The organism is Frondihabitans sp. 4ASC-45 (assembly GCF_049472575.1).
Classification (GTDB): domain Bacteria; phylum Actinomycetota; class Actinomycetes; order Actinomycetales; family Microbacteriaceae; genus Frondihabitans.
The window spans coordinates 628,494-653,657 of sequence record NZ_JBCEBN010000001.1 but is presented as its reverse complement, the minus strand read 5'-3'; the positions used below and the strand labels follow the sequence as shown (position 1 = coordinate 653,657).

Here is a 25,164-nt window from a genome sequence, read left to right as displayed (position 1 = left end):
GGGGGTGGGCGCGGGTCGAGTACGTCGGCCCCCGCCTAGGCTGAACACATGGCCAGCACCACCGTCACCATCCGCCCCGTCACCGAAGCCGATTGGCGCGAGGTCCGGACGCTGCGGCTCGAGATGCTCCGAGACACCCCGATCGCGTTCGGCGAGACCCTGGCGACGGCCGAGAACCACCCCGAGGCCGAATGGCGCCTGCGGGGTCGCCGAGGAACGGACGAGGGGTCAGCGTCGTTCGCTGCCATCGACGAGTCGACCGGATCCTGGGTCGGAACGATGGGCGGCTACCTGCCCAAGACGGGATTCCCGCTGCTCGTCGGCGTCTACGTGGCGCCGTCGCATCGGGGCCGCGCCGCCGGAGTGACCGATGCGCTGCTCGACGCGGTGGAGGCCTGGGCGAAGGGGCACGCGAATGCGATGGCGCTGCACGTGCACGAAGACAACGCGCGGGCGATCCGCTACTACGCGGGGCGCGGCTTTACCGAGACGGGGCGGAAGCTGCCGTACGAGCTTGCGCCGCACGGCTTCGAGAACGAGATGATCAAGGCGCTGTAGCTGCCAGGGCCGAGCGCCGCGACGCTACGGCAGACGCTGCGACGGGCGGCACGGCGCGACGAGCGTTGCCGGTCGGCCCGAGGGATCCTTCGGTTCGTCCCGCCCGAGCACCTGCACCCGCGACAGCCCGTGCCGGTGCCAGATCGAAGCCGTCCAGGCGCACAAGGCTGCGTCGAGCAGGTCTTCGCGGTGCTTGTGCCCGGGGCCGGAGAGCGGTGACGGCTCGTCGAGTAACGCCTTGGTGACCGGGTGCGACGCGAGTTCGAGGGGCGGATCGAACGTATCGAGCAGCCCGATGCGGCGCACCAGCTCGTCTGTCGCCACAGCACGCGCCGCCCTCGCTTCAGCGGCCGGCAGCGCCTTGTCGAGCCGCTTGTAGCGCGGGCGTTCGACGTCGTAGCCGAGTTCTTCGACCCCGACGAGAGTCGTGTACGGATAGCACTCGAACATCACGCGGTCACGAGGCTCAGGATCCGGCACACCCGACACCACCACGAACCCTGCCTGCTCGAGAGCGTCGCGAAGCCGCACCCCGGCCAGCCAGCCGAGCGCCTGGTTCGTGGGGTTGGCCGCCACCTTCCACCGGCCGTAGGCGCGACCGACCTGCTTCTCGGACTCGCGCATGCCGACCGCGTTCGGCACGACCAGCGGGGCGTCGACGGCGATGGCGACGCCCGGGCCGGTTGCTGCCTCTGCCTCTGCGACAACCCCGAGGATCCACCGGACCACGCCCTCGACACCGCGTTCCCACCCGGCCGCCACGATGCGTCCTTCTGCGGTGAGTGCGCACAGCCCGGTCTCGTTCGCCGGCTTGGCGTCGCTGCCCTCGCCCCAGGCCAGGTCGACTCCTACGTACAGCATCAGTTGAGCGTAGGCGCTGGCGGTGGGCGCAGGGCGTGCTGCGGATGCGGCTGCGGCGTCGCCGAGATCGCAGTAGGGGTCGCCTGCACCCGACCGCAACTGCGATCTCGGCGGGTGCCGCGCGCGACGAGCCCTTCCGCAACGAAGAAAGGGCCCGCCCCGCGCGAACGCGCGAGACGGGCCCTCCGGCAGTCAGTGCGACCGACTACACCTCGACCGAGCGGCGACGGCGAGCCGCCAGCAGCAGGCCGGCGCCGACGAGCAGCACGAGGCTGCCACCGATCGCGAGCGGCGCGGTGTCGGAGCCCGTGTAGGCCAGCGTCGTCGTTCCGTCGCCGTCCACGCCCGTGCCAGCGGCGGCCGGCGCGACGACCGCAGCGGTCAGCGTGAACTCGACCGGAGCGCTCGGGCCGGCCGCGACCGGGGTGCCCGCGGCGTCGACGACCGGGTCGCCGTTCGCGTCGAGCAGCGCGGAGATCGCGACGGCCGTGTAGTCGCCGGGCTTGGCGGCGAGGGTGACGCTCCAGCGGCCGTTCGCGCCGACAATGATGCGAGCGGTCGGGTCGGCGGGCGTCGCGGTGGTTCCGGCGCGCGGCGAGGCCAGACGCGAAGCCGATGCGGACGACTTGGCTTCAGCGGCCTTCGCCTGGGCGAGAGCGGCCTTGTACGCCTTCGTGGTGAGGACGATCACGCCGATGTCGGATCCTGGGGTTCCGGTTCCGGCGAAGGTGACCGTCGAGCCGACAAGCCTCTGGCCGTTGGTCGGAGAGGTGATCGTCGGGGCACCGAGAGCGTAGAACGACGACTTGACGGAGACGCCGCTGCGGACGCCGACGATGGTGACCGTGTAGGTGCCGCCCACGAGGTTGGCCGGCAGACGCAGAACGTCGGCGTACGAGCCGTCAGTGTCGCTGGCGAATGTCTGAGCGGGGCGATCGCCGGCGAGGGGGATTACGGTGCCCTTGGCATCGGTGACGGCGACGACGACCTGCTCGTCGGGGCTGAAGCCCTCGGCCGAGACGGCGACGCCGGTGGTCGAGGCTTCGAGCACGCTGGTCTTGGTCGGCGTCACGGCGATCGACGCGGGCACGGCGGCAGCGGGGGCCGACGGGAACACGAAATTGATGCGCTTCTGGTCGGCGCCGGGGACGGGGTTGCCGGCGGGGTCGGTCTCGTTGACGAGAGCGCTGCCCTCGGTCGCGCCCGGCTCGAGCTGGCTGAAGTCGGTCGTGGTCGACCAGGTGTTGTCGGTCTTCACGACTGTGGTCGCGGCGACGCCGGTCTTCGCGGCGCGGGCGCCGTAGGTGATCGTGATGGTGTCACCGGCCTGGCCGGCTCCCTCGAAGGTCGGCGTCGTGCTCTCGACCGGGGTGGTCGAGTTCGACACTGGCTTCGTGACCGTGAACGGCGTCAACGAGTTCGGCGCGACGGCGAGCTCGAACGAAGTCGTCGTGGTCAAGTCGACGGTGCCGCCCGCGTTGACTGCGGTGACCGTCGCCACCACGGCGGTCTGGCCGGGGCTGAGCTGGGCGAAGTTCTCGTTGCCGCTCCACTGTCCCGTCGCGGCATCGACGGTCGAGCCGCCGAAGGTCGCGTTGTGGCTGGCGCCGTTGGCGTCGAGGTAGCTGACGGTCACGTTGTCGCCGGCGGGAGCGCCGGTGCCTTCGAACGGAACGACGTTCGGGAACGTCTGCGCCACTCCGGTCGCACCGGGAGCGGGCGTCGTGACGGCGAAGGCGTCAGCGGCATGGGCCGGCGCGGCGAGCAACAGCCCACCGAACGTCATGGCGAGAACGGTCGGAACGGCGAACGCCGTGCCTCGAGACAAAGATTTCACAGAGTGATCCTTCAGTGGAGATGAGCGTCGTTGCGTCGTCGTCCTCCCCCCAGATGGAAGGGCCACAGGCGGGCCCGTTCGGGTGGGCCTCGGGCAACGTAACACCGAAGCTGGGCGTTCGGCAAGAAGGTGCACGAAATGCAAAAACTCGAGGATCCGCGTTGCCGAGCCCCGCACCACCCCTCCCGCGCACCGCTACCCTGACCCCATGAGCGCGACCACGCCCGTGAGGGAACCCAGCCCCGCAGATCTCCGGCGGTGGCGCCGTTACCTCGCCGACGAACGGGCCGAGGGTGCCGTCTACCGCGACCTCGCCGCGCGCCGAACCGGCGAGGAGCGCGACATCCTGCTGGCGCTCGCCGACGCCGAGGGGCGGCACGAGCAGCATTGGCGCGACCTGCTGGGGGACCGCGTGGGGCGGTCCGTGCGGACGGACTTGCGCACTCGGATCCTCGGGTTTCTCGCCCGGCGCTTCGGCTCGATCTTCGTGCTCGCCCTCGTGCAGAGCGCCGAGGCGCGGTCGCCGTATGCGACCGACGCCGACGCGACCGAGGCGATGGCAGCCGACGAGCGCATCCACGGCGAGGTCGTGCGCGGTCTCGCCGAGCGGGGGCGATCGCGGCTGTCGGGCACGTTTCGTGCGGCGGTCTTCGGAGCGAACGACGGGCTCGTGTCGAACCTGGCGTTGATCCTCGGGGTCACCGCGAGCGGGGCGTCGCACGCTGTCGTGCTCGTGACCGGGCTCTCGGGGCTCCTGGCCGGTGCGCTGTCGATGGGCGCCGGGGAGTACGTGTCGGTGAGCTCGCAGCGCGAACTCCTCGCGGCGTCGACGCCCGACCCCGAAGCCGAGCACGTGCTGCCCGACCTCGACGTCGATGCCAACGAGCTCGCGCTCGTATATCGGGCGCGGGGAATGGCTCCCGAGGAGGCGGAGGCGCACGCGCGGGACGTGCTCGGCGCACTGCAGGTGCGGACTGGGGCGATCGGGGTTGTGCCGGATCCTGGGGTCGATGTGCTGGTTGCGCCCGTCGTGGCGCCGTCTGTCGGGGGTGCTTCTGCTTCTGCTTCTGATTCTGCGCCGCGGGCGTCCGCCGACTCGCCTGTCGATGAGCACGAGGCCATCGGGTCGGGACTCGGCGCTGCGGTGTCGAGCTTCTGCTTCTTCGCGTCGGGGGCGATCATCCCGTTGATCCCGCTGTTCTTCGGGGCATCCGGGCTCACCGTGATCGTGGTCGCGGCGGTGCTCGTCGGGCTGGCTCTGCTCGGCACCGGCGCCGTGGTCGGCTTGCTCTCGGGAACGTCGCCGCTCCGCCGGGCGCTGCGGCAGCTCGCGATCGGCTACGGGGCCGCCGCTGTGACGTACGCGCTCGGGTTGCTGTTCGGGGCCGCGTAGGGCTCACGCTCGTGCCGCCCGCGTGAGGTGGCCCGAACTACGACGCGGGGTCGCGTTTCACGTACTTGTGGCCATCTCGCGGGGCCCGGGGTGCCGAGATCGCACTAACGGTCGGGTCGAGGCGACCACTAGTGCGATCTCGGCGAGCCCGTGCCGGCAGCGAGCCGGCAGGGCGGCAGAGCGGCAGGGCGGCAGGGCGGCAGACCAGAGCACCAGCGACCTACACCGACCGATCGAGCTTCCAGGCCAGCCAGGCGGTCGCGATGACGACGCCGGCCGAGAGCAGCCGCGCCCCGACGAGCACTCCTGGCCCGGTCGACATGGTGACAGTCATGTCGGCACCGATGCCGATCGAGAAGATCGCGCCGGCGGCAGCCAGTGTCGCGACGAGTGCCAGCCCGAGAACGGCCGAGGTGAAGCCGTGCGCCTTCTTGCCCACGGTGTCGCGGCGGTCGCGCGACCAGACGGCCGCGGCGCTCCGCACGATGCCGAGCCACAGCAGAGCAACCGCGCATGCCCCGCAGACGTCGCTGACGCGGTGCCAGCCGTAGGCGACGGTCTGCTCGGCGACGAGGGCGGCGAAGGCGGTCCCGACCACCATGATGAGCGGCCGGAGGTGACGCCCGAATGCAGTCGAGAGAGCCAAGAGACCGGCCACGGCGATCGTGACATGGCCGCTGGGAAAGCTGTTGCTGAGGGTCGACTCGGTGAGCTCGGGGCGCGGTGCAATGGCTTTGATGATCTGGGCGGTCGCGATGGATCCTACGATCAGGGACGCCGACTGGAAGGCCGCTCCGGGCCGGCGGCGCACGAAAGCGATGAGCACGACGACGCCGACGACCACGAGGATCGCCGGAATCGAGATCGCATCGAGCGCCCGACCGGATTTGAGGAGCGTGCCGCCATCAACCGATCGAAGGATGGAGTCTTCGATCTCTTGACCGGGCTTCGTCAGTACCGCGACGGCGTAGACGCCACCGAGGGCGACGGCCGATCCGATGCTCGTGAGCATCCACCGAGCCGGAACCGGGCGACGGGCAGTCGTCGAGGCAGGCAGAGTGGTGGCGTTCACTGTCTCATCCAATCGCACGCCCCCTGACAACTGCCTCTGCCCGGACCCCCAATGCTCGGTGAGCAACTGCACCGCCCACGTTCAGGTAAAACGCAAGGATCCGACGGCGCGGCCGCTCACGCTGGCTCGCCTGGCCGACTCGATTGGCGTCGGGGGCAGGCCTCGTGTAATGTTTCCTCTGGCCATTCGGCCGAAAGTAATGCGCGCTCGTAGCTCAACGGATAGAGCATCTGACTACGGATCAGAAGGTTGGGGGTTCGAGTCCCTTCGAGCGCACAGTGTCTAAGTGACACAGTAGAACTGAGTTGAGACAGCAGTAAGGCAAAGCCCCGCATTCCAAGGAGTGTGGGGCTTCGCTTTTTCCTCCCCCCTTGCTTTTTCTCTCCCCACAGCGCCTTTCTCCCGACACTGCCGCGGGTCGCCTACTGGTGGAGTTGACTTCCTGGGTCTGTGGCCGGTGTGGTGACAGTAGGTCGGGCGACGATCGCATCCGCGTTGTCGAGAATCCAGTCCATCAGCGGAAGGAGCCGGGCGGCGAGTTCGGTCCCGGTCTCGGTCAGGGAGTAGTCGACGCGTGGCGGGATGCTCGCCTGGGCGGCGCGATGAACGATGCCGTCCTGTTCGAGAGTGCGGAGTGTGGAGGCGAGCATCTTCTCGCTGATTCCCTCGATGGTGCGGCGCAGTTCGCCCCATCGCATGCTTCCCGGCTCCAGGGCGAGCAGGACGAGCACGCCCCAGCGGCTCGTGACATGACTGAGGACGACTCGACTTGGACACGCCGCGGGGAACCTCGCGAAAGTCTGCAATTTTGCTTCGGTCGATGCCCGCGATGCCGTGTTTCCAACGTCCATGTCAGTAGCTTACGAAAAGGTACGTACCTTCCGCGGGGGAGGTGTCGCGCTCTATCGTCGTCGCGATGGCCCGGGGTTCTGCGGCCGCTGCCAACCAGCGAGACCGGATCCCTCCCTCCGAGCCACACGAGAGAAGGAAGAGTCCATGATCAAGCACCGATTCCGCGCGTACGGCACCGCCGTGATTACGGGTGCCGCCCTCCTCTCCGGACTGGTCGTCTCCGGAACCGCGATTGCCGCGCCTGCCGTGGCTCATTCGTCCGGCGCAGCCTCCCTCGATTCCGCGCGCGGCGGAACGAGCGGCGATCGGCAGGACGCCCCGGCCGAGCGGCGAAACGCCTGCGCCATCCGCGCTCTCCTCTCGCGGGGGTTCGCGGATCCTTCTAGCTCGAGCGCTCGGCGTCTTGCGGCCGCGCTCGTGGCCCCCGGCGCAGTCGGCCACGGGACCGGCGCGACGTCGGGGTCGGAAGGTCTCCTCGCACAATTCGCCGCAGACCGAAAGCGCGTCCCCGGCGCGCACGCCGTCGTCAAACACCTGGCAGCCGACGGCGACCTGGTCGCGGTGCACTGGCAGATCGCTCCCGACCCGCGAGACGAACGGCGGGGCGAGGCTGCCGTCGACCTCTTCCGGATGCGCCACGGAAAGGTCGTCGAGCACTGGTCGCTTGACCAGCCGATTGCCACCGGCACGCCCGCCAGTGGCAACACGAACACGATGTTCAGCGACCTCTACCGACCCGCGAAGCCGACCAAGGCGCCGTCGGAGCGGCAGGAGGAGCGCAACCGGACCTTCGCCGTCTCGGCGTACGACACGCTGTTCCGTGACCACGACGTCTCCGTGCTCGACCGTTCTTTCGATCCGGCCTACCTGCAGCACAATCCCGTGGCGCCGAACGGTACTGCGGCGCTCAAGCAGTTGTTCGGCAGCGGTGCGCAGTTCCCGGCGCAGCAGTCGGTCATCTCGCTCTCCGACGGCGATATCGTGTGGACCTTCTCGCAGACGGTCGGGGCCAAGCCGGGCGATCCCCTGCTCGCGGCCGATCTGTTTCGGGTCGACGCCGGTCTGATCCGCGAGCACTGGGATGTGGTTCCGACCAGCTGAGCGCGGCGTGCATCGGGCTGCCGTCCTAGGACAGTTTCAGGAAGGGCAGCAGGTGCTCGAGGAGCTGCTCGCGCAGTTGCCGTGACGACCAGGCGTGGTCGGCGCCCGGAATGGCGGTGAAGGAGGCCCCGGGGAGGAGCTCCGCGTAACGCTGCCCGTATTCGAGCGGCACGATCTGGTCGGCGGTGCCGTGGAGTACCTCGACGGGGCCGCCGCTGTAGCCTGCCGCCTCGGCGTAGACGTCGAGGTCATTCCGGACATCGTCGATGAATGCTTGCCCGAGCCACAGGCCGCCGAAGTCGAAACCGCCGTTCTCGGCAACGGACTCGAGCGACTGCCCCTGGATCTCGTTTTTCACCGTGATGTCGTCGACCACGACGCCCGCGGGTGACCAGAGCGTGACGCTGGCCACGAGGTCGGGGAGCCGGGCTGCGACGATGGCGGATTCGACGGCGCCAAGACTGTGTGCCACCAGATGAACCGGGGCGGAGCGGTCGTCGGCGAATGCGCGGACCATGACGATCACCTGATCGATCTCGTCGCGGAGGGTGATGTCTGCGAAGTCGCCGTCGCTTGTGCCCTGCCCGAGGCGATCGTAGGCGCGGACGACCGCGCCGGCGTCTGCCAGGCGTCGGGCGACCTGGACGAAGAGGCGCTGCGGGCCGACGTGGGAGTCGCCGAAGCCGTGGACGATTAGGACGGACGGGGCGTCGGCGGTGGTTTCGCGAGGGCGGAATTCGTGGCCGCGGATGACGTGCCCATTGTGCGCGAGCGTGAGGGGGGCCACCTCGGCATCACGGGCGCCCATCTCAGTTGCTCCTGTCTGCGAAGCCGTCCGGCAGGTCTCCGGGTGCCGTGTCGATGATGGTCTCGTCGTCGATTCCGACGAATTCGAAGAGGGTGATGTGCGCGAACTCGGGCACGACGTAGATCGGGTAGGTCGGGCCTTCGTCACGGAACCGTCGCATCTGCTCGAGGTGGTCGTTCTGGAAAAGGACTGTCTTGGACCCGTCGAGTTCGACCCAGTGCGGGAAGAAGATGGTGCCGTGCAGAACCCTGTCTTCCGGTACGACGTTCACCACCACGCTGGTGCCGGTCGGCTCGTTCCACGACACCTTGAACACCCCGCGGCCGAGGCCGACGAGGTCCACCTGCTGATCTTTGACCCACCGACCGCCGACCATGCCGGAGTGGATCCTGTAGTCGATCGTGGTGGCGTTTTTGACGTACATCTCGTACTGCCATCCGTTCGCGTAGGTGTAGATGAACCGGTGGCCGATGATTGCGTCCAGACCCTGCTCGGGGGTGGGGTTGGCGACGCTGGTGTGAATACTCATAAATCCACTATCACCCAGAAATGCGTTTGTTACAAACCTATTTTGTTGTGGTCGCGTATTCTCTCTGCGTGGACGATTCCGGAGACCCGACGGGCCTGAGCGCGATCGCGCGGAGCCTCAGCGACGAGATCGGTCCATTCCGCCGGACGCTTCTGAACAGCTCCCGGGCCCTCGCCGGCCTGCCCTTGATTCCTGACGCCCAGATCGAGGTGCTCCGCCGGCTCTTCCCCGACAAGTGGGTGAGCCCCACAGTGCTCGGGCGGCAATTGGGACTCGCGCGCCCGACGGTCAGCAACCTCGTCGTTGCCATGGAAAGGAGCGGTCTGGTCTCGCGACGCGCAGACGAAGCGGATGCCCGCAGCACCAAAGTGGGCCTGACGGATCTTGCGCGGGAGCAACTCCACGTCTACGACTCGGCGGCCGAAGGTCTTCTCACCAGCATTTTGCGCGACCTGACTCCGGCGGAACAGGGCACGCTCCGAGATGCCCTTCCCCTGCTCGGCCACATCCGCACGGCGCTGGAGCGGGGCGAAGACGCGACTGTAAACGCACCGTCCGGCCCGGGAAACGCTTAGGGGGGCCCTGCCACCCTCCAACTGGGTGGGCGGTCGACCTTGTCGTCGCGTCGGGAGGGTTCTAGCGTTGGGTGCCGTCCGGCTCATGCGAGCGCGGCGGCGCAGGGGGAGGGTCGATCGACATGGTCACTTCTGCCGAGCCTTCCGGGGCGATCGACCCGGCGATCCGTTCCGCCGTTCTCGACGCGGCAATCCTGGTGGTCGAGCGCGAGGGGACTCCCGCGGTTACTGCGAGAGAGATTGCCGCCGCTGCCGGTGTCGATGAAGCGACTGTCGTCGACGCCTTCGCCTCGACCGACGAGCTCCTCGTGGAGGCTGCCCTCGACGCGTGCATTCGCGACCTCTCGACGTTCGAGATCGAGGCCTCCGACACGCCCCCTCTCAGTGCCTTCGCTCACCACTACGCGAAGCGGCGTCTGTTCTATCGGGCTCTGCGCATCGGCGCGATGGCCCAGAAGATCGATGCCCGCATGGGGCCGTTCATCGTCTCCCGGGTGGAGTCGAGGATCCGGCTGTTCTTCGGCACCCGACTCGGCGAGGCGCAGATCACCCGTGAAGCCCGCCGGATCACCACCGAGGCGACTCACATCACCAACTCCTGGATCGTCGACGAGACCTGGGACGGCAATCCCGACGACCTCTACCGTGCCCTAGACGCTCTCCTGATGGAGAACGTGACGAGCATTCGGCCGTCGTCCCTTTCGTAATCGTCGTTCGCCAGAGCGTTTGGGTTCAGAGAATTCGGCACGAGAGGTGCCGGGAGGGCAGCTCGGACCTAGCGGGCGTCAATGTGCAGAGAATTCGCCTCTCCACGGGGCATGCTGGGCTGACGCCTAGGGAGGGCCTCTCGTGAACGGATCAGGGTCAGAAAGCTTTTCGGCCGAAGAGAAAGCCGCCATCACACAGCGGGCCACCGAGAACAGGGCAGACGCTCGTCGGCTCAGCGCCGAAGCACGAGCCGCTGCTGATTCGCATGCGGTGGCGGAGAAGATAGCGGCGATGAGCGATCCTGACCGGTCTCTCGCCGAGAGGCTGGGTGTCATTGTCGGTGAAGTCGCCCCGGATCTGATGCCCAAGCTGTACTACGGCCAACCCGGATGGGCAAAGGCCGGCAAGGTGGTCGTGTTCTTTCGAAGTGGAATCGACGACAAGGCCCGATACTCGACCCTGGGTTTCAGTGGGATGGCTGCGCTCGACGACGAGTCCGGTCTGTGGCCGACGTCGTACGCAGTGACAGAGATCACCGATGCGTCGGCGGTGCTGATCGCCGAGTGGGTAGCGCGCGCGGCCCGGTAGTCGTCGGCTTCGGCAGCGGCGCGGCAACGATACGATCCCGCACGTGGCGTGATACCACGGCCTTGATCTTCTCGACTCGGCGGTAGGCGGTCCGGCTGGGGTCGGGCGTGCGCTACGGCGCCCCAGCCGCAGGTGCGTTCTCGTCGCCCGACTCCCGCCGGTGATCCGTGCCGGTGGGGAGGATGGCCGCAAATCGCTCTAGAAAGCCCCGCACCGTTTCGAGAACCTCCGGCGTGTACTCGTCGAGGGCGGATTCGAGTTCTCGGGCAGGTTTGCGAATGAAGCCGTCGCTGCGGTCTCGCGCCTTTTGCGTGACCCGGAGGCTGACGATCCTCCGGTCATTGCTTTCTCGGCTGCGGGTGACGAGGTCGAGTGCCTCCAGCCGGTTGACGAGCGCGTTGGTGGCTCCGGATGTCAGCCCGATTCGGTCTTTGAGTTGTGCCGGAAAAAGGGGGCGCCCTGCGTTTTCCGCCCAGAGGATCTCTCCGAGTGCGGCGCCGTCGGTGCTGGGGAGGTCCATCCATTCTGCGAGGTGGTGTGCGGATTCCTGGTAGCTCACCGCGTAGTGGCGCAACGCCTCGAGAACGTGGGCTTTGACATCAGTCATGCCGTTGATTCTTCCGGGTTCTGTGGATGGGAGGTCAATGTCACGGCCATCGCGACAAGGAGGACCTCCGCAGAGACGCTGTCAGTGGGTCGGTAGCCGGCGCGCACGGTCAGAGTCGAAGTGACGGGTAGTTCGGCAGTTCCGGGACGTTCTTCTCGCTGGTGAGAAGGTGGTTTGTCGCGAACCGGCGGACCGGTTTCGACGCAGCGATCCGATGCGCGGTCTGCATGGCCCTGACGCCTGCCCTGGTGGACGGGTGCAGTAGTTTTGCCCCGCCGCGAGGAAGACCCTGAGCGCTGTCGGCGTAGCCGCGGAGGAGTCGTTCATAGCGGGCGAAGGCGAGCTGCGGGGTGTCGGCACGGTTGACGAGTGTCTTGGCGAGTTCGCCCGCGAGGATGTAAGCGCCGACGAGAGACAGGGTGGTGCCCATCCCCGTCGGACCGGAACCCCACGCAGCGTCGCCGAGGAGCACGACTCTGCCTTTGTTCCACCGGGAGACGACGACCTGCTCCATTCGCTGCGTATAGAACTCGTTGGCCCGAGCGTCGAACCCGTCGAGAATCCGTTCCGTTTTCCACGCGGCTCCCCGGAAGCGCTCCCGGAGAATCGAGAGCTGCGCCTCGACGGGGAGCTTCTCGAAGCCCATTGGTTCGGATTCGAACGACATGCTCGCGCGCATGGTGCCTTCGTTGTCAGGGCGGATCGAGGCGACCCGACCCCGGGGTGCGGTGTACCAGTCCCACTGATCGACGTCGTCCACCACCCGGTCGAGAGTGCCGTAAGCGATGCTGACACCGAAGTCTCGATACTCGGTCTCGTCGGCGAACAGAAGGCGGCGTGTTCGTGAGCTTCGCCCCTCGGCCGAGACGACGACATCAAATCGCTCTGAGGCACCGCCGTGGAATGTCACGTCGACGCCCGAGGCGTCTTGCTCGACGCCGACGATGTAGTCGCCGTAGCGCAGCTCCACAGTGGACGGGAGGAGCTCGACGAGAATTTGGGCGAACTTTCCACGAAGAATCTCGATCTCCGCGGTGGGGCCGTCTTCGCCCTCCTCTTTCGCGAAGCGCGCGTACGGGTGTCCGTGGTCGTCCACGTAGCGGGTGCCCTCTTCCCCGGTGAGGTTGGCCATCACGGTGTCTCGGATGCCCATTCGCGCAATGACGTCTCGGCCGATACCTCGGATGTCGATGTTCTGTCCGGTCTCTCGTTGCTGGGGCGATCGCTCGAGAAGGGTGACCTCGAAGCCAGATCTTTCTAGCCCCCAAGCGAGGGTTGGGCCGGCAATGCTCGCTCCTGTGATCAGGACTCGGGGCTTGGGCTGGTGGCGTGATGTCATCTCGGATCGCTTTCGTTTGGGCAGGGACTCAGCATCACCCACATCGACCGCATTAGCTTCACTATGAGAACACTTCACAGTGAATTAACAACAGTGCCTCCTGCGCCCGACTTCTTTGTGCTCCTCGGCAGGTGCATCACCGTCTGAGCGCCCCATGGCCCACGATGGATCTATGACCACTCCCCATGAGACCGACGTCGCTCGCGAACTCCAGCAGGTCGACGCGCACTGGACCCCGCGCGTCGTGGGCAAGGTGAACGATCAATACGTGAAGGTCGCGAAACTCCTCGGCGAGTTGGTCTGGCACGCCCACGACGCCGAAGACGAGATGTTCCTCGTCGTGTCAGGCACCCTCCGCATTCAGCTTCCCGACGACCAGGAGGTCGCGCTCACCCCGGGCCAGTTCTACGTCGTGCCCCGAGGCGTGCAGCACAACCCCGTCGCCGACGAGGAGGTCGAGATCGTGCTCATCGAAACCGTCACCACCGCACACACGGGCGATGTCATCGTCGAGGGCACGGTGCCCATCGAGCGTCAGCTCGGTGAGGCCCTGTGACTCAGCCTCTTTTCGAGAGACACAAGGATCCCGGCACCCGAGCTCCGGCCCGCCGGGCGCTGATTTCCGACCTCGCTCGTCTCCGGCCGCTCTACTCGGCGTCGGCCAGGCAAGTCCGGAGCGCTGCGATCCCAGCGCACTCGTTCTCGCTCCACCCGCCCTGGCCGAGGCTGTCGTATGCCGAGGTCGACACGACAGTCAGGCCCGACTCCTCGGTCTTGGCGAAGTAGGGAACCGGGTCACCCTCCGTCGTCAGTTCGATCCACGCGAGACGAGCCTCGTCGCCCGCGGATCGCGCATCGGAAAGGCATTTGAGGGCCTTGTCGGGAAGGCCGCGATCGGCCGTCAAATCGACGTCGCCGCAGTCGGTGCCGGTGGGCGCACTGACCCAGCCGGGGGCATCCGCGAGAGTGCGGGCCGCCGCGATGGGGTCGGCGGGGGTGCTGCTGCATGCCGAGAGGAGAGGCAGGAAAGCCAGAGAGAGTACCGCGGTAGCAGTGAGTCGGGTACGTCGTTTCAGCACAGCACCATCGTCACCCATCGGCGCTCTCGCGCGAGTCACGATCACGCAACGAGGATTCCGCTGCTTGTACAAAACTGCCCTCATTTTGTACAGTGGGGACATGTCGACGATCAGCGTGAGTGATGCCCGGGGGAAGCTGCCCGAAGTGATAGAAACCGCCCACACGGAGGCGGTGTTTTTGGAACGGCATGGCAAACCGGCGGCGGTGATGATCAGCCCGGCGCAGTACGACCGGTTGATGGACGCCCTCGAAGACGTCGAGGATGTGCACGCGTTCGATGAGGCCATGGCTGATGAGGGGCCGAACATACCCTGGGATCAGGTCAAGGCCGACCTCGGTTGGCAATGAGCACGTACCGGATCGAATTGCGGCCGGCCGCCGTCAAAGCGCTTCGCAAGATCGACCCTCAAGACGCCCGTCGAGTTCAGGGCGCCATCGCGCTCCTGGGGCAAAACCCGAGACCCCCCGGGGCGAAAGCGTTGCAGGGTCGGGTGGGGCTGCGGGTGCGGGTGGGGAACTACCGGATCATCTACACAATCGAGGACGACGTCCTCTTAGTTGTCGTGGTTACCGTCGGTCACCGTCGCGACGTCTACGACACCCATTGACGCCTGTATAGGCCCAACAGCGATGGCTGCCTGCGCGGGGGTGAACCGGTACTTTGCGTGATGGATGCGGATGGTGGACTAAAAATGGACGCTAGGCATCTAATTCCCACCGTGGGCAACCCGGATCTGTAGGGCCCGTGGCACTTACGGGGAGAAGGTGATCTCGGGCGCTGCGCCTTCACCGAGAAGGAAGTAGCCGAGAAAGACCACAGCCTCGTCGGCGGTGTCGAACTTAGAGATGACGACGTCGGCGGGCTCATAGAAGACGTCGCCGGCCCGCAGGATCATCTGGTCTTCCTGGCCGATCTGGAAAGTGGCGGAACCGCTTTCGATCACTCCGAACACGGGGCCGTTGTGCGTGTGCGCGCCGCCGACTGTGAAGGGTGAGATCGAGATTCGGCGCACTTCCACGTGAGACACGGTGGTGGCCGAGCCGAGGTGTTGATCTAACAGAGTCGATCGGGCGATGGGAGAGTCTTCCATGGACGCAGCTTGCCACGCCCCTGGCGCGTCACGACAGTCTGACGAAGCGCGGGTGTAACGCTTTCGTAAATACTCAGGACGTGCCGATCTCAGCACTCCAGCACGCCTGGATCGGTGCAGTGGCGGGGCACCGAGCGCACCGGAGGCGCCCTCTGTGGCACGCGCACGCCTCAAAGTCGGCTGGTGACGGGTGCTCATGTCATCTATCGTTCACAAGAACGATTGACAGGAGGGGTTCTCCCCAATGCCACCCATCGTCCCTTCCCCGATGAACGACCACGAGCGCGGCCCGAGTCGCCGAACCCTGCTGACCGGTGCCGCAGGTCTTGCCGGTCTCGGTCTTCTCACGCTGACCGGCTGCACCAGCGGTGCCCGGTCCACCACCATCCCCGAGGGTGCCGCGACCGGTATCGCTGCTCGAGGCGGTCGCCTCCGCATCGCGCGCCCCGCTGCGTCTGCCGCCGAGACTCTCGACTCCGCGAGCAGCCTCTCCGCGTACGAGTACCTCGGCGCGCTCTACAACCGCCTCGTCAAGCAGAACCAGGCGGGTGAAACGGTCGCCGACCTCGCGGAGGAGTGGAGCGCGACCCCCGACGGGACGACCTGGACGTTCCGGCTCCGCAAGGGCGTCCGCTTCCACAACGGCAAAACCTTCACGGCCGTCGACGCGATCGCCTCGATCGAGCACATCCTCGACCCGAAGACCGCGTCGCCGCAGGGGGGCGTGCTCGGCGACATGCTCGACAAGAACAGCATGTCGGCGCCCGATCCGTACACGCTCCGGTTCGACCTGACCAAGCCGAACGCGGAGTTCCCGTCGCTCCTCACGGCCTACCAGTGCTACATCGTGCCGGCTGGCGAGATCGCGACGATCGGTACGACTGGCATCGGCACGGGGCCGTTCAAGCTCTCGTCGTTCGCGCCGGCCGGCTCCGGCAGCGTCGAGGCGTTCGACGACCACTTCGCAGGCCGCCCCGCGCTCGACGGCATCGACTTCTCGTCGATCCAAGACACCACCGCCCGGGTAAATGCCCTGCTCGCCGGGCAGATCGACCTGATCTCGCAGACGAACCTCGACTTCGCCACGGCCCGGGTCGTCTCGGCGTCGAGCCGCGCGACAGTGGCCCGCGTCAAGAACGCCCAGTGGTACACGATCCCGATGCTCGCGACGAGCACCGAATTCAAGGATCCAATGGTCCGGCAGGCGATGAAATTCGCCTACGACCCGAAGGTGATCGTCGCGACGGCACTCCAGGGCACCGGCTCACCTGGGTGGGACAACCCGGTGCCGCCCACCCTCGCGGCGTTCGACGATGACCGGCGCGTCTACGATCCGGACAAAGCGAGGGCGCTGCTCAAGAAAGCCGGGCGCTCCGACATGAAGACGTCGATCTACACGTCGAGCTACGAGTCGGTGTTCACGCCGATGGCCGTGGCGTACCGCGACCAGGTGAAGGCGGCGGGTATCGACCTGACCGTCCGGAACGCCTCGTCGGATTCGTACTACACCGAGATCTGGATGCAGAAGCCGCTCATGGTGAGCTACTGGTTCACCGGCCGGCCGATCGACCAGCTGCTCAACCAGATCTTCCGCACGGGCTCCAGCTACAACGAGTCGGCGTGGTCGAACGCGGCTTTCGACGGTTTGCTCGACGACGCCCGCGCCACCATGAACGACGATCGTCGACGGATGCTCTACCAGGACGCCCAGCGAGTGATCATCGAGGACGGGGCCGACATGACCCCGATGTTCGGTGACCGGCTGGTGGGGATATCCCGGGACGTCGTCAACTACCGGGAGTTCGGCTTCGAGTTCGACTACCTCCGGATCGGACTGCGCAAATGACCGTACTGACAACCGTCCTCCGACGAATCGGCACCGCGATCCTCACGATCGTTCTCGCCTCGCTGTTCGTCTTTCTCGCGATCCAGTTGCTCCCCGGAGACGTCGCGCAGCAGCTCCTCGGCCAGAACGCCACACCGGACGCGGTCAAGGCGCTCCGCGAGTCGCTCGGGCTCGACCAGAACGTCTGGCTCCGCTACGGCAACTGGCTGATCGGCGCCGCGCACGGCGACTTCGGCACGTCGCTCGTGAGCGGCGACCCCGTCGGGCCCTCCCTCCTCGTCGCTTTCCGCAACAGCATGCTCATCGCCGTTCCCGCGATGCTCATCGGCGTCACCGTGTCGTTGACCCTCGGAGTCGTCGCGGGGGTCCGTCGGGGACGAGCGAGCGACCACGTGATCTCGCTCATCAGCCTCGTGGTCATGAGCGTGCCGGAGTTCATGGTCGCCACCGTCCTCGTGCTGGTGTTCGCGATCGCAATCCCGGTGTTCCCCGCCGTGGTCCTGCGGGGGAGTGACGCGACCGTGCTGCAGCTCCTGCCGTCGGTGTGGCTCCCGATGATCGTTCTGACACTGGCGATGGCGGCCTACATCGTGCGCACCGCCCGGAGCTCGACCATCGACGTGATGGCGTCGGAGTTCATCACGACAGCCGAGCTCAAGGGCCTGTCGACGCGGCAGATCGTCTGGCGGCACGCGGTCCCGAGCGCGCTCCTCCCGACGCTCAACGTCGTCGCGCTGAACGTCGCCTGGCTGCTCGGCGGCGTGGTCGTCGTCGAGAACGTCTTCAACTACCCGGGTATGGGCAAGCTCATGCTCGAGTCGGTCTTCAACCGAGACCTCCCGACGATCCAGGCGATCGCGCTGCTGAGCGCCCTGATCTACGTCGTCTGCAACCTGGCGGCGGACCTCGTCGCGCTGGCCCTTGATCCTCGGCTTCGCACCAGGCAGCGGGGGCGCCGTGCGCGACCGCGCGGTACCGCTCGACGCCCGGCCGCCCTCGCGGCGGCCAGTGTCGGCACCGCTACCGCAGACACCTCTAGCGCAAGGAAGGATCGCGCATGACCGCCGCACTTCAGTCATCACCGCTGACCCGCTTCCGCGGCCGTCTGCGCGGATGGACGACTCCGCTTCGCGCTTCGACCGCGCTGTCGATCGGCCTCGGCCTCATCGCCCTGCACGTCGTCCTCGCGCTCCTCGCGCCGGTCATCGCCGGGCACGATCCCGTCGTGACCGACTCCACGAACGTGCTCTCGGGCACGACGTGGTCGCACTGGCTCGGCACCGACCAGTACGGCCGCGACATCCTGTCGCGCGTGCTGAACGGCGGACGGTACGCGTTGCTTGTCACGTTCCTCGCCACGACCATCGCGGTCGCCATCGGAACGGTGCTCGGTGCCGTCACCGCCTACGCGGACAACTGGTTCGACGAAGTCGTCATGCGCGTCGTCGACGCCTTGCTGAGCGTGCCGTCGATCCTCGCCCTCCTCGTCGTCGTGACGGTGTTCGACTCCGGACTCTGGGTCATCGTGCTCGCGGTGACGGTCGTCTACGCGCCCGCCGTGACCCGGGTGGTCCGCGGGGCAGCCCGAACCGTGATCACGCAGGACTACGTCACCGCCGCCAGGGCGCGCGGCGAGAAACCGCTGAGCATCGTGTTCCGCGAGATCCTCCCCAACGTCCTCGACGTCGTGCTCGTCGAGTACGCCATGCGGGCGTCGTGGATCGTCCTCCTCATCTCCACGCTCTCGTTCCTCGGCTTCGGGGCGAACCCGCCGACGCCCGACTGGGGTCTCATGGTGCAGGAGAACCGCACCGCGCTCACCGTGGTTCCGATGGGCACGCTGGCACCGATCGTCGCTCTGGCGACTCTCGTCATCGGCTTGAACCTCAGCGCCGACGGCCTCAGCAAGGCCCTCGGCATCGACCGCGCACAGCAGGGGGCCGCATCATGACGACGACCGTCGACGACGTACCGACCACGACCGGCTTCGTCGTGCGGGTGAATGACCTCGCGATCTCGTACACCGCTGGACGCACCGATGTGCCAGTGGTGCGCGGGGTGAGCTTCGACATCCGTCCGGGCCGGGCCCTCGGCCTCGTGGGGGAGTCGGGCAGCGGCAAATCGACCGTCGCCCGGGCACTGCTCGCGCACCTCCGTCGCGGCTCGCGGATCGTCTCCGGCAGCGTGGAGGTCGCCGGAGATGACGTCTTCGCGCTCTCCCCCGTCGACACCAGGGCACTCCGTGGCGGCACAGCTGCTCTCGTCGCCCAGAACGCCGGGCAAGCGCTGACGCCGTCCATGCGCGTGGGCCGACAGCTCAGTGAAGCGCTCGAAAGCCACGGGCTGCCGAGCGGCGACGACCGGGTGCAGGAGCTCGTGCGACGAGTGCGGCTCCCGGATCCTGAATCCATCGTCCTGCGGTACCCGCACCAGCTCTCGGGCGGCCAGCAGCAGCGCATCGCGATCGCCATGGCCATCGCCGCGCGGCCGCAGGTGCTCGTCCTCGACGAGCCGACGACCGCGCTCGACGTCGTGACGCAGGCCGCGGTGCTCGAGCTCATCAGAGACCTCGCGGTGGAGCTCGAGATGGCGATCCTGCTGGTGAGCCACGACCTGGGCGTCGTGTCGAGCATGGCCGACGAGATCGCCGTGATGCGCGACGGTGTCGTCGTCGAGCACCGCCCCACGGCCGACCTCTTCGCCACGCCGGAGCACGCCTATACCCGGGAACTTTTGGCGGCCATCCCCGGGGCAGCCCTTGCGCCGGCTCTTGCCAACGGCTTCGCCGAGAGCGCAGGATCCGCGGAAACCGACCCGGCAACCGTCGCGCCCGCACCCCCAGTCGTCCAGGCCGACGGCCTCGTCATCAGATACGCCCGGCATCTGCCCGCGGCGGTTCAGGACGTGTCGTTCACCATCGCGCCGCGCGAGACGCTCGCCGTCGTCGGCGAGTCGGGCAGCGGCAAGTCGACGCTCGCGACCGCGCTGGCGGGGCTCATCCCGACGGAGTCCGGCACCTTCCGATTCGCCGGCGACGGGGTGTCCGGAGATCTGGCCGAACCGGTGTCTGGGCGGTCTCTCGACCTCCGCCGTGCCGTGCAGCTCGTGTTCCAGAACGCTGACACCTCCTTGAACCCGCGCCGGACGGTCGGAGCGGCCATCGCCAGGCCGCTGAAGCTCTTCACCGGCACGGCGTCTGCCGAGCGTGTGGGCGAGATCCTCACCGAGGTCGGGCTCTCTCCGTCGTTCGCCGCTCGGCTCCCCGCGCAGCTGTCGGGTGGGCAACGCCAGCGCGTCGGTATCGCCCGCGCGCTCGCCGCCGGGCCGCAGCTCGTGATCGCCGACGAGATCACGACCGCGCTCGACGTCCGGGTGCAGGCCGAGATCCTGCAGCTGCTCGCCGACCTGCAGCGCGACAAGGGCCTCAGCTGCCTGTTCATCAGCCACGACCTGGCCGTCGTGCGCGGCGTCGCCGATCGTGTGGCCGTGATGACCGGCGGTCGCATCGTCGAGATCGGGCCGACCGGTCGTGTCTTCGCCGGACCGAACCACCCCTACACTCGGCAGCTGCTCGACGCGACGCTCGAACCCGGCACGACCGAGCTGCCGGACGTGCAGGACGCCGTGGCGACCTGGCGCGACGCGGCCGGCGGAGGTTGGCGGGATCTCGGTGACGGGCACAGCATCAGGAACTGGGAGGACGCATGACCGACGCGACCTCGTCGCCGACGGTGACGGAGCGCGACGTCTGGATTCCTATGCCGGACGGAGTGCGCCTCCACGCCAGGATCTGGGCTCCCTCGTCGGGGGTGCCCGTCCCCGCGCTCCTCGAATACCTGCCGTACCGGCTCGACGACTGGACGGCCCCGCGCGACAGCGAACGGCACCCGTGGTACGCCGAGCACGGGTACGCGTCGATTCGCGTCGACATCCGTGGATCCGGCTCGTCGGACGGCCTGTTCGACGACGAGTACTCCGTGCAAGAACTCGACGACGGGGTCGCGGTCATCGAGTGGATCGCCGCCCAGGAGTGGTGCACCGGCGCAGTCGGGGTATTCGGGATCTCGTGGGGCGGGTTCAACGGGCTGCAGCTCGCGGCCCGGGCCCCCTCGGCGCTCAAGGCGATCGTGACGGTGTGCTCGACCGACGACCGCTACGACAACGACGTGCACTACATGGGCGGCGCGGTGCTGGGCATCGACATGGCCGCCTGGGGCGGCACGATGTTCGCGTTCAACTCGCGGCCGCCGCGACCCGAGGTCGTCGGCGACGACTGGGTCGACCGGTGGCGCGAGCGGCTCGAGTCCAACCGGCCTATGACGCCGACGTGGCTCGCGCACCAGGAACGCGACGACTACTGGCGCCACGGCAGCGTCGCCGAGGACTACTCCGCGATCTCTGCCGCAGTCCTCACCGTCGGGGGATGGGCCGACCCGTACCGCGACGCCGTGCTGCGGCTCGTCGCCAACCTGTCCGCGCCCGTCAAGGGCATCATCGGGCCCTGGTCGCACCAGTACCCCGACCGCGGGTTCGCGCCCGGGCCGTCGATCGGTTTTCTCCAGGAGACGCTCCGCTGGTGGGACCAGTGGCTGAAAGGTATCGATACCGGCGTCACCCGCGAGCCGGCGCTCCGAGCATGGATCAACGACTCCGAGCCGCCGTCGACGTACTACGAAGAGCGGACCGGGCGCTGGGTCGGTTCCCCCTCGTGGCCGGCACCGGCATCGTGCGCGTCACCTCGAATCGTCGGGCTGTCGTCGTTCGCCGGCCCCGCGCCCGTGCGTCTTGACGCAGGAGCCCGCCCCACCTCGGGTGTCGTGGTGCGTTCGCCGCAGCAGACCGGTGCCGACGCCGGACGCTTCTTCCCGTTCGGCAACACGACCGATCTGCCACCGGATCAGCGGGCCGAGGACGGCCGTTCGGTGTGCTTCGACCTGCCCGTCGACGGCCGGCTCGACATCCTGGGCAACGTGCTCGTCGACATAGCTGTATCGAGCGACGTGCCCGACGCCAACATCGTCGTGCGGCTCTGCGATGTGGCCCCGGACGGCAGCTCGACCCTCGTCACGCGCGGGGCGCTGAACCTCAACAAGCGACGTGGCCGAGCAGGGAACACCCCGATGGTTCCCGGCGTCGAGGAGGTCGTGCGAGTGTCGCTCGTCTCGACAGGGCACTCCTTCCCCGCGGCGCACCGGCTGCGCATCGCGCTGTCGAGCGCCTACTGGCCGTGGATCTGGCCGCACGCCGCGGAGGCGACACTGATCGTGTCGCCGGAGCGCAGCAGCGTGACGATCCCCGAATGGACTCGTACCGACGACGACGGAGTGGAGTTCGAGCCCGCGACCCGCTCCACGCCGATGGCGATCCGGGCCGTGCCGCCGACCGAGGACGAAGATGCTGCTCCGCCCCTGTCGCAGCGAAGCGTCACGCACGACGTCGAGACGGGAGAGTGGGTGCTCGATGTCGACCCGGGCTACGGCGGCTCCCGCCTCTATCCCGACGGTCTCGTCTTCACCGAGAGCAGCCGAGAGACCTACCGGATCACCGAGGGCGACCCGACATCCGCTGTGGCCGAGTCGCGGTGGGCGATTGGCCTCGAGAAGCCGTCGTGGCGGGCCCGCCTCGAGACGACCTCGCGAGTGACGGCAGATGCCGATGCCTATCGCGTCGTCAACACCGTGCGGGCCTGGGCGCGCGACGGTGGCCCCGAAGCGGCGGAGGTGCTCGTCGCAGATCGCTCGTTCGACGAGGTCGTTCCCCGGACGTCCGCGTGAGCGTGGCACGGCGGGAAAAGCCTGCCGTTCGCCGCGCGATGATCGTCGAGGCGGCCCGGGAGGTCATCCTCCAGAAGAGCCTCGGAGCGACCACGCTCCGTGACATCGCCGCCGAGGCGCAGGTCTCGGTCGGCACCGTCACGTATCACTTCGGAAGCGTCGCCGAGATTCTCAACGAGGTCGTCGTGCTCGAGACGGATCGGTTCTACGCGTCGATCATCAAGGCGGTCGACGCCGAGCCGGACCCCGTGCGCGGTGTGCGGATGCTGGTCGAGCCGCTCTTCGAAGACAGTGACGAGGCCGAGGCGCATTGGCGGCTCTGGTCGGACTACTGGACGGCGGTGGCTCGGAAGCCGGCCGTCGCTGAGGAGTACTCCGAGCGCATCCGTATCTGGGAGGCATGTCTCGTGCGGGCCGTCCGGCGCGGTATCGACCTCGGGGTGTTTGCGACCGAGGACGCCTCGGAGGTCGCCCTCAAGCTCGCCGCATACAGCGACGGTGTCGCGACACAGCTCGCGCAGAAGGCCCCCGGGCTGACCCGGGCGCGGGCGCTCGGCTGGATGTGGACCTTCCTGGACCACGAGCTCGCACCTGCCGCTGCCCTCTTCAGCTAGTTCCAGTCCTCTGGAAGCTCTCGCCGCACCCTGGCAGCAGCGTATTTGGGGTACATGCCTGTACCCCGCCGGGCCGAGATGTCGACCAAGAAGGTTGATGGGGGTCTTCATGACGCCCAGATACGACTATGAGGCATCATTTTGCCGGTCACATTTCGGTCTCGCAGGACGGAGATCCCCATAAAACCGGGGCAGTCCGTCGCCTCGCCCCCTCTTCTGGGGTCAACGAGGTCGGCACGCCCGTTTCTAGGCTGATCGTTATGGGGATCTTCCCCAGTGCGATGTCCTCTCGTGGCCCTAACCATCCTGCGGAGGACGAATGGCGGGAACCAATGACTTCCTTAGCGGCCTCGATCGATTCGCTTGGATCCAGCGATGATGATCTTCTTGTCCGAATAGCCGGTGGGGATCGCCGTGCTTTCGCGGATCTCTATGACCGGACGGCGCCTCGGATCCTCGGTCTCGTCACTCGGTGCCTTCGCGACCCGGCACAGTCGGAGGAGGTGACGCAGGAGGTCTATCTCGAGCTGTGGCAGAACGCCGCAAAGTTCGAGGCCTCGAAGGGCAACGCGCGGTCGTGGATGATGACGATCGCCCGCCGACGAGCGATCGATCGTGTGCGCGCATCGCAGTCGTCGCGGGACAGAGACATGCGCGTCGGCATCAGGGATCAGGAGGCGGCTTACGACGTCGTCTCGGAAACCGTCGACATTCGCTTCGCGAACGACGAGGTCCGCGCTGCGATGTGTCACCTTTCGGCCGTCCAGCGCGAGGCGATCGAACTCGCCTACTTCGACACTCTGACCCAGGCCCAGATCGCGGACCGGCTCGGCGTGAAGATCGCCACGATCAAGACGCGCCTCCGAAACGGGCTCATCGCCCTCCGCACGGAGCTGGCTGTCGCAGCAGCCTGATGACTCCTTCTGGCTAACCGGGCGGAGGGCTTAGTCGTCGGGCGTTCACAGGACGATGAGGGTGAGGCCGAGTGCGAGCAGTGCCATGCCCTGCAGGGCGGCGCGGAGCACGATGATCCGATCCCAGCCCGCCTGCAGCGTGCGAGCGTTGGCCGGCGTCTCGCCTCGGTCTGCCGCCTCGGTCAACGTGCGGTTGATCGGCGCGCTGATGCGCGCGTAGAGCACGAGCCAGACGACGAGCAGCACGAGTGCCGTGCCTGCCAAGGCCGCAGTCGCGGCATGTCCCGTGAGCGCTGCCAGCACAGCAGCAGCTAAGGATCCGACGAGGCCCACGACCCCGGGGACGGGCATCCGTTGGTCACCAAAACGGTGCACATTGCCCATGACAGTGGTGAGTGCTGCGTCGTCGACGCGGGCGAGTGCGGGGCGCTGCACCAGGGCGCAGAACGCGTCCGTGCCCCAGACGAGCCCGACACCGAGGATGGCCAGGAGTGCCGCAGCCTGCGTGAGGGCGATCATGCCGTCGCCGCCTCGGAGCCGCCGAGCTGGGGGAGGACGCCGACTTGCTGGAAGACCTCCATGAGGTTGAGTTCATCCCAGTGCTCGACGAGGAGGCCGTTCGCGACGCGCCAGATGTCGATGCTCCGCATCTCGACGGCGGCGCCGGTGGCCGGAATGCCCAGCAGGTCGCCGGTGTGAGTACCTCGATAGACGAAGCGACCGACGACACGGTCGCCCGAGACGATGACGTCTTCCATCGTCACGACGACATCGGGGAGCCCCGCGAAGAAGTTCTTCCAGAAAGCTCGGTTCGCCTCGCGGCCGTCCGCGACGACGACGTTGTGGTTGACGTAGTCGTCGGCGATGAACGCGTCGACGAGGTCTGCGTTGTGGGTGTTCAGCATTTCGAGATACGTCTCGACGAGTGTGCGTGATTCCATCTGATCTGCTCCTTCATTATGGCTAGCGTTGCTAACCGTTAGCGACGCTAGCCCCTGCGGCAACGCCATGTCAAGA

The 25,164-nt window shown here is 67.5% G+C and carries 28 protein-coding genes and 1 tRNA gene; 17 read left to right on the top strand and 12 right to left on the bottom strand.

The genetic code is table 11. The features are described 5' to 3' along the window. Window positions 1–48 precede the first annotated feature (48 nt). Complete coding sequence (locus tag VH571_RS03055; protein ID WP_423263258.1) at window positions 49–558, top strand: GNAT family N-acetyltransferase; 510 nt, start codon at window positions 49–51, stop codon at window positions 556–558. A 24-nt stretch (window positions 559–582) separates the two neighbouring features. On the opposite strand, the gene VH571_RS03050 is transcribed toward VH571_RS03055, so the two are convergent. Both VH571_RS03050 and VH571_RS03045 read right to left on the bottom strand, forming a co-directional pair. Then, window positions 583–1,419: a DUF429 domain-containing protein gene (locus VH571_RS03050; protein WP_423263256.1), complete on the bottom strand. Its 837-nt coding sequence runs from the start codon at window positions 1,417–1,419 to the stop codon at window positions 583–585. A 205-nt stretch (window positions 1,420–1,624) separates the two neighbouring features. Beyond that, a complete protein-coding gene (locus tag VH571_RS03045; protein WP_423263255.1) occupies window positions 1,625–3,256 on the bottom strand; it encodes an LPXTG cell wall anchor domain-containing protein in 1,632 nt (543 codons plus the stop codon). Between the two features lie 208 nt (window positions 3,257–3,464). Here VH571_RS03045 and VH571_RS03040 point away from each other — a divergent pair, with 208 nt between their 5' ends. Next, window positions 3,465–4,649, top strand: coding sequence for a VIT1/CCC1 transporter family protein (locus VH571_RS03040; RefSeq protein WP_423263254.1), 1,185 nt, complete (start codon window positions 3,465–3,467; stop codon window positions 4,647–4,649). A gap of 220 nt (window positions 4,650–4,869) precedes the next feature. Here VH571_RS03040 and VH571_RS03035 read toward each other — a convergent pair whose 3' ends face one another. Then, the gene (locus tag VH571_RS03035; protein WP_423263253.1) at window positions 4,870–5,721 is read right to left on the bottom strand and encodes a phosphatase PAP2 family protein; all 852 of its coding nucleotides are present in this window, start codon (window positions 5,719–5,721) and stop codon (window positions 4,870–4,872) included. 203 nt (window positions 5,722–5,924) lie between these two features. Here VH571_RS03035 and VH571_RS03030 point away from each other — a divergent pair. After that, window positions 5,925–5,997 (top strand) — tRNA-Arg (locus tag VH571_RS03030). Between the two features lie 146 nt (window positions 5,998–6,143). Here the strand turns inward: VH571_RS03030 and VH571_RS03025 are convergent. Further along, complete coding sequence (locus tag VH571_RS03025; protein WP_423263252.1) at window positions 6,144–6,572, bottom strand: winged helix-turn-helix transcriptional regulator; 429 nt, start codon at window positions 6,570–6,572, stop codon at window positions 6,144–6,146. Between the two features lie 145 nt (window positions 6,573–6,717). Here VH571_RS03025 and VH571_RS03020 point away from each other — a divergent pair, with 145 nt between their 5' ends. Beyond that, window positions 6,718–7,674 carry a nuclear transport factor 2 family protein gene (locus VH571_RS03020; RefSeq protein WP_423263251.1) on the top strand — a complete coding sequence of 319 codons (957 nt, stop codon included), beginning with the start codon at window positions 6,718–6,720 and terminating at the stop codon, window positions 7,672–7,674. Window positions 7,675–7,699: 25 nt separating this feature from the next. Here VH571_RS03020 and VH571_RS03015 read toward each other — a convergent pair whose 3' ends face one another. Together VH571_RS03015 and VH571_RS03010 are read right to left on the bottom strand one after the other, a co-directional pair. Continuing rightward, window positions 7,700–8,482: an alpha/beta hydrolase gene (locus VH571_RS03015; protein ID WP_423263250.1), complete on the bottom strand. Its 783-nt coding sequence runs from the start codon at window positions 8,480–8,482 to the stop codon at window positions 7,700–7,702. Window position 8,483: 1 nt separating this feature from the next. Continuing rightward, window positions 8,484–9,011 (bottom strand): phenolic acid decarboxylase, encoded by a 528-nt coding sequence (locus tag VH571_RS03010; RefSeq protein WP_423263249.1) that lies wholly within the window; start codon window positions 9,009–9,011, stop codon window positions 8,484–8,486. Between the two features lie 20 nt (window positions 9,012–9,031). Between VH571_RS03010 and VH571_RS03005 the strand changes: the two genes are divergently transcribed. From VH571_RS03005 to VH571_RS02995, 3 genes are all read left to right on the top strand, one after another. Continuing rightward, window positions 9,032–9,586, top strand: coding sequence for a MarR family winged helix-turn-helix transcriptional regulator (locus VH571_RS03005; RefSeq protein WP_423263248.1), 555 nt, complete (start codon window positions 9,032–9,034; stop codon window positions 9,584–9,586). A gap of 122 nt (window positions 9,587–9,708) precedes the next feature. Then, entirely contained in the window at window positions 9,709–10,293 is a 585-nt protein-coding gene (locus VH571_RS03000; RefSeq protein WP_423263247.1) for a TetR family transcriptional regulator, read from the top strand. A 292-nt stretch (window positions 10,294–10,585) separates the two neighbouring features. Further along, on the top strand, window positions 10,586–10,882 hold the full coding sequence (locus VH571_RS02995) for a hypothetical protein (RefSeq protein ID WP_423263246.1): 297 nt from the start codon (window positions 10,586–10,588) through the stop codon (window positions 10,880–10,882). A 112-nt stretch (window positions 10,883–10,994) separates the two neighbouring features. Here VH571_RS02995 and VH571_RS02990 read toward each other — a convergent pair whose 3' ends face one another. Then, window positions 10,995–11,489, bottom strand: coding sequence for a MarR family winged helix-turn-helix transcriptional regulator (locus tag VH571_RS02990; protein WP_423263245.1), 495 nt, complete (start codon window positions 11,487–11,489; stop codon window positions 10,995–10,997). A gap of 109 nt (window positions 11,490–11,598) precedes the next feature. Then, a complete protein-coding gene (locus tag VH571_RS02985) occupies window positions 11,599–12,828 on the bottom strand; it encodes an FAD-dependent monooxygenase (RefSeq protein WP_423263244.1) in 1,230 nt (409 codons plus the stop codon). Window positions 12,829–13,000: 172 nt separating this feature from the next. Here VH571_RS02985 and VH571_RS02980 point away from each other — a divergent pair, with 172 nt between their 5' ends. After that, complete coding sequence (locus VH571_RS02980) at window positions 13,001–13,384, top strand: cupin domain-containing protein (RefSeq protein ID WP_423263243.1); 384 nt, start codon at window positions 13,001–13,003, stop codon at window positions 13,382–13,384. 91 nt (window positions 13,385–13,475) lie between these two features. On the opposite strand, the gene VH571_RS02975 is transcribed toward VH571_RS02980, so the two are convergent. After that, window positions 13,476–13,907, bottom strand: a complete 432-nt coding sequence (locus VH571_RS02975; protein ID WP_423263242.1) for a hypothetical protein — start codon at window positions 13,905–13,907, stop codon at window positions 13,476–13,478. 100 nt (window positions 13,908–14,007) lie between these two features. Here VH571_RS02975 and VH571_RS02970 point away from each other — a divergent pair, with 100 nt between their 5' ends. Together VH571_RS02970 and VH571_RS02965 are read left to right on the top strand one after the other, a co-directional pair. Then, entirely contained in the window at window positions 14,008–14,256 is a 249-nt protein-coding gene (locus VH571_RS02970; RefSeq protein ID WP_055962313.1) for a type II toxin-antitoxin system Phd/YefM family antitoxin, read from the top strand. Beyond that, complete coding sequence (locus tag VH571_RS02965; RefSeq protein WP_055960716.1) at window positions 14,253–14,516, top strand: type II toxin-antitoxin system RelE family toxin; 264 nt, start codon at window positions 14,253–14,255, stop codon at window positions 14,514–14,516. The genes VH571_RS02970 and VH571_RS02965 overlap by 4 nt, the downstream gene beginning before the upstream one ends. Before the next feature lie 144 nt (window positions 14,517–14,660). Here the strand turns inward: VH571_RS02965 and VH571_RS02960 are convergent, their stop codons facing one another. Continuing rightward, on the bottom strand, window positions 14,661–14,999 hold the full coding sequence (locus tag VH571_RS02960; RefSeq protein WP_423263241.1) for a cupin domain-containing protein: 339 nt from the start codon (window positions 14,997–14,999) through the stop codon (window positions 14,661–14,663). A 268-nt stretch (window positions 15,000–15,267) separates the two neighbouring features. Here VH571_RS02960 and VH571_RS02955 point away from each other — a divergent pair, with 268 nt between their 5' ends. The 7 genes from VH571_RS02955 to sigK all read left to right on the top strand — a co-directional run bounded on the left by VH571_RS02955 (window position 15,268) and on the right by sigK (window position 24,147). Further along, complete coding sequence (locus tag VH571_RS02955) at window positions 15,268–16,845, top strand: ABC transporter substrate-binding protein (protein ID WP_423263240.1); 1,578 nt, start codon at window positions 15,268–15,270, stop codon at window positions 16,843–16,845. Continuing rightward, window positions 16,842–17,906: an ABC transporter permease gene (locus tag VH571_RS02950; RefSeq protein ID WP_423263239.1), complete on the top strand. Its 1,065-nt coding sequence runs from the start codon at window positions 16,842–16,844 to the stop codon at window positions 17,904–17,906. The genes VH571_RS02955 and VH571_RS02950 overlap by 4 nt, the downstream gene beginning before the upstream one ends. Next, window positions 17,903–18,796: an ABC transporter permease gene (locus tag VH571_RS02945; protein ID WP_423263238.1), complete on the top strand. Its 894-nt coding sequence runs from the start codon at window positions 17,903–17,905 to the stop codon at window positions 18,794–18,796. The genes VH571_RS02950 and VH571_RS02945 overlap by 4 nt, the downstream gene beginning before the upstream one ends. Next, a complete protein-coding gene (locus VH571_RS02940) occupies window positions 18,793–20,553 on the top strand; it encodes a dipeptide ABC transporter ATP-binding protein (protein ID WP_423263237.1) in 1,761 nt (586 codons plus the stop codon). Before VH571_RS02945 ends, VH571_RS02940 begins: the two co-directional genes overlap by 4 nt. After that, a complete protein-coding gene (locus tag VH571_RS02935) occupies window positions 20,550–22,619 on the top strand; it encodes a CocE/NonD family hydrolase (protein ID WP_423263236.1) in 2,070 nt (689 codons plus the stop codon). Before VH571_RS02940 ends, VH571_RS02935 begins: the two co-directional genes overlap by 4 nt. A 2-nt stretch (window positions 22,620–22,621) precedes the next feature. Then, window positions 22,622–23,233, top strand: a complete 612-nt coding sequence (locus VH571_RS02930; protein WP_423263235.1) for a TetR/AcrR family transcriptional regulator — start codon at window positions 22,622–22,624, stop codon at window positions 23,231–23,233. Between the two features lie 128 nt (window positions 23,234–23,361). Further along, on the top strand, window positions 23,362–24,147 hold the full coding sequence (gene sigK, locus VH571_RS02925; protein ID WP_423263234.1) for an ECF RNA polymerase sigma factor SigK: 786 nt from the start codon (window positions 23,362–23,364) through the stop codon (window positions 24,145–24,147). A gap of 45 nt (window positions 24,148–24,192) precedes the next feature. On the opposite strand, the gene VH571_RS02920 is transcribed toward sigK, so the two are convergent. Continuing rightward, window positions 24,193–24,666, bottom strand: a complete 474-nt coding sequence (locus VH571_RS02920) for a DUF1772 domain-containing protein (protein ID WP_423263233.1) — start codon at window positions 24,664–24,666, stop codon at window positions 24,193–24,195. Further along, a complete protein-coding gene (locus VH571_RS02915) occupies window positions 24,663–25,088 on the bottom strand; it encodes an ester cyclase (protein WP_423263232.1) in 426 nt (141 codons plus the stop codon). The genes VH571_RS02920 and VH571_RS02915 overlap by 4 nt, the downstream gene beginning before the upstream one ends. Window positions 25,089–25,164: the final 76 nt, after the last annotated feature.